The sequence below is a fragment of the Streptomyces sp. S6 genome (assembly GCF_054880855.1).
The window spans coordinates 1-5,339 of record NZ_JBTYMC010000394.1; the positions used below are offsets into that span (position 1 = coordinate 1).

The window sequence follows — 5,339 nt, forward strand, 5'->3', positions numbered from 1 at the left end:
CGGTCGGTGTAGGCGTAGGCGGACGCCAGCATCATGGGCAGTTCGAGGCCCCACGTGGTGTCGGTCCAGCCGAGGCCGGGCGCGAGGCCGCCGTTGACGAGGGCCCGGTCGCACAGCTCGGTGATCTCCTCGGCGTTCTCGCCCCGGCACGTCGCGTCGAAGCCGCGCAGGATGAGCAGCGCGCGCTCGCTGTTGTCGCGGCCCTTGCAGGTCGCGGCGAGTGTGGCGAGCCGCTCGGAGCTGCCTGGCGCGGACGCCTCGCCGAGCAGCAGCCGCTCCCACATGAACTGGACGGCCGTCAGCCGCATCCGCGCGGACCCCGGCTCGTGCAGGAGCGCCTCCTCCTGCACGATGCGGACGGCTTCGTCCAGTTCGTTGTTGTGCAGCAGGGCCTGCGAGAGCCGGCACACCGCGTCGACGCGTTCGTCGCCGTCCAGGCCCGGGAGTCCGAGGGCGCCGCGGAGGTGGGCGATCGTCTGGGAGGGGGACGTGAGCAGGCTGGCGCAGCCGAGTTCGTACAGGACGTGCGCGTGCACCCCGGCGGCCGGGGGTTCGGCGAGGGCGCGTTCGAGACAGCGGCGGGCCGCGTCGGGGGCGCCGACCGCGAGGTGCGCGTGGGCGGCCTCGCGGAGCTGTTCGACGAGGTCCGCGTCGCCCTCCGGCCGTACTTCGAGGAGGTGCCGGGAGGCGGCGGCGATGCCCCGGCCCGCGTCGAGGACGACCTTGGCGGCGATGCCGTGCATGGCGCCACGCAGGTACTCGGGGATGTTGCTGTAGACGGCGGTCGCTATGAGCGGGTGGACGAAGACGAGGTCGCCGTCGTCGGCGGGACCGGGTGCGGTGAGGATCCGGGCCGTGCGCAGGACCTCCACGCAGCGCCGGGCCTTGTCGCGGCCGAGGCCCGCCATGCCGGCGGCGTGGTCGACGAAGATGCCGGTGCCGAGGATGGCCGCCGCCCACGCGAAGCGGGTCGCCTCGATGCCGAGCCCTTCGAGGTGGGCGACGAAACCGCCGTCGTGGGCCGCCTTGTTGATGGCCCGCAGCTCCTCGGCGGCCGATTCCGTCGGCTCCAGCGCCCGGTCGTGGACCTTCGCGAGGAGTTCGACCGTGTAGTACGGGTTGCCGCCGGTGACCGCCCACACCTCCCGGCAGAACGGGTCGTCCGCCTGCGGGCCGAGCGTCGCGCGGGTCAGCTCGGCGACGGCGGACGGCGACAGGGCGGTGAGGCCCCGGACGGAGTCGCCCGCGAGCGTGTCCACGGATTCGAGGTACCCGGCGCCCGCCTCGTCGGCCTCGCCGGGGCGGTGCGCGACGACGACCAGGACGGGGAGGTCGGCCAGGCGTTCCGTGAACGCGGCGAGCCAGCGCAGGGTCTCCTGGTCCGCCCAGTGCGCGTCGTCGACCAGCGGGACGAGGGGGTAGTCGCGGGCGGCGAGGCGCCGGACGAGTTCCACGAGGCCGTCGTACACGCCCTGGAGGTCGGTGGGCGGCGGTCCCGGCGGGGTGACGCCGAGGGCGGGGCCGGCGATGTCGTACCAGTCGCCCAGGTAGGTGCGGGCCTCCTCCTCCAGCATGGTCAGGAGGGCGGGTTGCAGGAGTTGGCGCACGACGTGGAAGGGGACGGACCTCAGGGTCTCGCCCGCCCGCGCGGACCACACGGTGCAGCCGGCCGCCTCCGCGAGGCGTCGGGTCTCGGCCAGCAGCGCGGTCTTGCCGAGGCCGGCCTCGCCGCGGAAGACCAGAAGACGGCCCGGTGAGGACTCCTGGTCGAGCAGCCGCTCCACCGCGCGGGCGATCGTGCCGACCTCCGCGTCGCGCTCCCGCAGGGTGGCCGAGGTGGCCGGCTCCGGCCCTGCCTCCGTCATCCCGTTACCTCCCCAAGTCGCCCGAACGACGTACAAACCTTGAGCGTAGCCGTATCGGAGGGGTCTTAGGGGCCGGTCCGGGCAGGCGTTCCCCGGGCGGGTGACACGGCGGCGGGGTGCGGGGGCCGTGCGGCCTGCGTGCGGTGGGGGACGCGGTCAACTCCGGGGCGCGAGGCGTGGGGTTGACGGTGTGACGGACGTCGAGAACGCGCCATGCCCGGGGCATACCCGGGGGCGGTCGGGCGGGCCCGTGCGGGGGCTCGGGGCGCCCTCTCATACGGCTTTCACCGACTGCTCATACGGTGGGGGCATGACGCAGGCGATTCCACCCGGGTGGTACCCCGACCCGGGGCAGACGAGTGACGGTCCTCCCTCCGAGCGCTGGTGGGACGGCGGGGCGTGGACGGAACGGACCCGGGCCGTGGGGGCGGGGGCGGATCCGGCGGAGGCGCGGGCCGGGTCCGGAGCTGAGGCCGAGGCCGGGGCCGAGGCTGAGGCTGAGGCCGGGGAGCCTGGGCCCGAGAGCCCTGAAGAGCCGAAGTCCGAGGCAGGGACCGCGAGTTCGGACGCGGGGCCGCCCGTGGAGTTCGAGAAGGGCGTGGGCCCCGTGGAGGCCGCGTCCCCCACGGGTACTACGGGTCCTGCGGGAGTCCCCGGGTACTACGGGCCGGCTCAGGGTGACGTCCTGGCATCCGGGTATCCGACCGCCCCTCAGGGTTTCCCCGGATATCCCGCGCCGCCGCCCGGCAGGCCGAGAAGCGGTGTCCGCACGGGCATAGCGGTCGCCGTCGCCGTCGCGGTGCTCGCGAGCATCGGTGTCGGGGTGTACGCGCTGACCAGGGGCGACAGCCGTGACAGCCCCGGGACGGCCCAGGGACCCGGCGACGGCCGGGGCAGCCCGTTCGGGGGCGACGGCGGCGGGGGCGACGGCGGCCCTGGCGGCGGCACCCCCTCCCCCGGCGAGTCCAAGGCCCCCGAGATCAAGAGCGGTGCCGTCACCGACCCGGTCAACGGCATCAGCATCCCGATCCCGAAGGGCTGGACCGGCCAGCAGATACAGATCGGCGCGCAGGTCAACTCCGACTCCACGTACCCCTGTCCCGGCAAACCGGCCGAGAGCTGCACGAAGGGCGGCGTCTACTCCGCGCCCGCGATCGTGCTGGGCAGCAAGGGCTCCACGGCCGAGGAGGTCGCCAAGGCGGACATCGCCGGCAACTCCGACGACGCGTACGGCAAGGCGTACGGCGGGATCACCTCGCACGAGGTCCTCGTCTCCAAGGCGGTGACCGTCGCCGGCCAGAAGGGCTACCAGATCCGCTGGAAGGCGGTGACGGGCAAGGGCGTCGACGGCGTCGTCGAGTCCGTCGCGTTCCCCTCCCCCGCCGACCCGCGCCGTTTCGTCGTCCTGCGCTTCGGGGTGGACGCCGACCAGCGGCTCTCCGTGATCGACGAGATCACCACCGGCATCGAGGTGTCCTCCGGCGGCGGCAGCGGCCGGGGCGTCTGACCGCGTCTCGGGAACAGGCCGGCCGGGTGGTGCGCCGCCCCCGTCCCCACGGTGCGGCGCGGTGGGCGGGCGTCCAGTCATCCCGTGGACGCCCGGCCCGGCTCTAGGTGAGGCCGAGGGCCGGCAGGACGGCGGCCTCGACGAAGCGCAGGAGGTACTCGGCGTCCGCCTCCTCGCCCTCCAGGAAGGGGCGGACCCGCAGGACGCCGTAGAACTGGACGGGGACGAACTCCAGGGCGGGGTGGCCGTCGGCGATCTCCCCCCGCTCCACGCCCCGGCGCAGGATCTGGCGCAGCGCCTCGATCTCGGGCTCGACGAGGGTCTCCCGCAGGGCCTCGCGCAGCTCCTCGTCCTCCATGACCGCGTGGCCGAGGGCCTGCATGAGGGCGGAGTCCTTCACGGCCCAGTCCGCGCCGGCCCGCGCCGCCGCCCGCAGGTCGCCCGCGAGGGTGCCGGTGTCGATGCCGGCGAACCGGACCTCGCGGCGGGAGCGCAGGGCGGCTGCCACGAACTGGGGTTTCGTCTTCCACTGGCGGTACAGCGTGGACTTGCTGCACCGGGTGCTCGCGGCGACGCCGTCCATGGTGAAGGCGTCGTACCCGTTGGAGCGGATCTGGTCGAGGACGGCGTCGAAGAACTCCTTCTCGCGCTCGGGCGTGATCTTGGAGCGGCGCGATGCGGCCGTCTCCGGCACCTCCGCGGCCTGCGACGTCATGGTGTCCCTCTCCCTTTCGTGTCCCGGCGGATTCATTCCCTGTCCGGCGGCTCGGTCGATGTGGCGAACATCAATCGGTACTCAAGTGTACCGGTACGCGAACGTATCGGTACACTGGCGTATCGATACGCTCTCGTATCGACACTGCGGCCACCGTCGCAGCGCACCACCCTGAACGAAAAGGTCTGGGGATGAATGCCCGCACCGAGCCTGGAGAAGAGGCGGGGGCCGACACGGCCCGCCCTCCGATAGTCCGCGAGCTGCTGCTTGTCGCAGGGCTCTTCCTCGTCTACAAGTTCGGCCGCCAACTGGCGACGGGCCATACCGGGGAAGCGTTCCGCAACGCGCACCACGTGTGGGACTTCGAGCGCTGGGCGCACCTCCCCTCCGAGCTCGACGTGCAGGGCCTGCTGCTGCACGGCGACACTCTCGTGAAGGCCGCGAACACCTACTACGCGGCCGTCCACTTCCCCGCGACCCTCGCCTTCCTGGTCTGGCTGTACCTGCGCCGCCCCGCCCACTACGTGTGGGCCCGCCGGGTGCTGGCCGCCGTGACCGGTACCGCGCTGGCCGGCCACCTCCTGTTCCCGCTGGCCCCGCCCCGGATGCTGGCCGGCAGCGGCCTGATCGACACGGCGCGGGTCTTCGGCCCCTCGGTGTACGGCCCACCGAAGACGGACCACCTCTCCAACCAGTTCGCAGCGATGCCGTCGCTGCACTTCGGCTGGGCCCTGATGCTGGCGATCGGCATGATCGCCGCGACCCGCTCCCGCCGGCGCTGGCTGTGGCTGCTGCACCCGGCGCTGACGCTGCTGGTGATCGTCGGCACGGCCAACCACTACTGGCTGGACGCGATCGTCGCGGGCGCGCTGCTGGGCCTCGCGCTGGCGTTCATCAGGCCGCCGAGGACCCGTACCCCTGAGGCCGTAGGACCCGTAGTACCCCAGGTGCGGGCCGAGCAGCCCGACGAGACGCCCACCCGGGAGCCCGCCGGGACGTCCTCCGGGAAGCCCGCCGAGGAAGAGGAACTCGTGGGAGCGGCCCGATGAACGCCACCCTCGCCGCGATCGTCCTGTCCCTGTTCTCGGCGGTGGCCTACGCGTCGGCGGCCGTCGCGCAGGAGCGGCTCGCGTCCCGGTCGGCCGGGGCGGGGCTCGCCCGGATGCTGCGGCGCGGCGCCTGGTGGGGTGCGGTGCTGCTGAACGGCGGCGGCGCGCTGCTGCACGTCGTCGCGCTGGACTACGGCCCGCTG

The 5,339-nt window shown here is 73.5% G+C and carries 4 protein-coding genes and 1 pseudogene; 3 read left to right on the plus strand and 2 right to left on the minus strand.

The annotated features are described in order from the left end of the window. Window positions 1-1,865 (minus strand): AAA family ATPase (locus ACVNF4_RS32050; protein WP_461806386.1); only part of this gene is annotated, 1,865 nt, incomplete at its 3' end. Window positions 1,866-2,175: 310 nt separating this feature from the next. On the opposite strand from ACVNF4_RS32050, the gene ACVNF4_RS32055 reads away from it, so the two are divergent. After that, entirely contained in the window at window positions 2,176-3,372 is a 1,197-nt protein-coding gene (locus tag ACVNF4_RS32055) for a DUF2510 domain-containing protein (RefSeq protein WP_461806387.1), read from the plus strand. 103 nt (window positions 3,373-3,475) lie between these two features. Here ACVNF4_RS32055 and ACVNF4_RS32060 read toward each other — a convergent pair whose 3' ends face one another. Further along, window positions 3,476-4,087, minus strand: coding sequence for a TetR/AcrR family transcriptional regulator (locus tag ACVNF4_RS32060; protein ID WP_461806388.1), 612 nt, complete (start codon window positions 4,085-4,087; stop codon window positions 3,476-3,478). Between the two features lie 191 nt (window positions 4,088-4,278). On the opposite strand from ACVNF4_RS32060, the gene ACVNF4_RS32065 reads away from it, so the two are divergent. Both ACVNF4_RS32065 and ACVNF4_RS32070 read left to right on the plus strand, forming a co-directional pair. Further along, a complete protein-coding gene (locus tag ACVNF4_RS32065; RefSeq protein WP_461806389.1) occupies window positions 4,279-5,136 on the plus strand; it encodes a phosphatase PAP2 family protein in 858 nt (285 codons plus the stop codon). Further along, window positions 5,133-5,339 (plus strand): annotated as a pseudogene (locus tag ACVNF4_RS32070) (hypothetical protein); the annotation flags it as partial. The gene ACVNF4_RS32065 and the pseudogene ACVNF4_RS32070, both read left to right, overlap by 4 nt.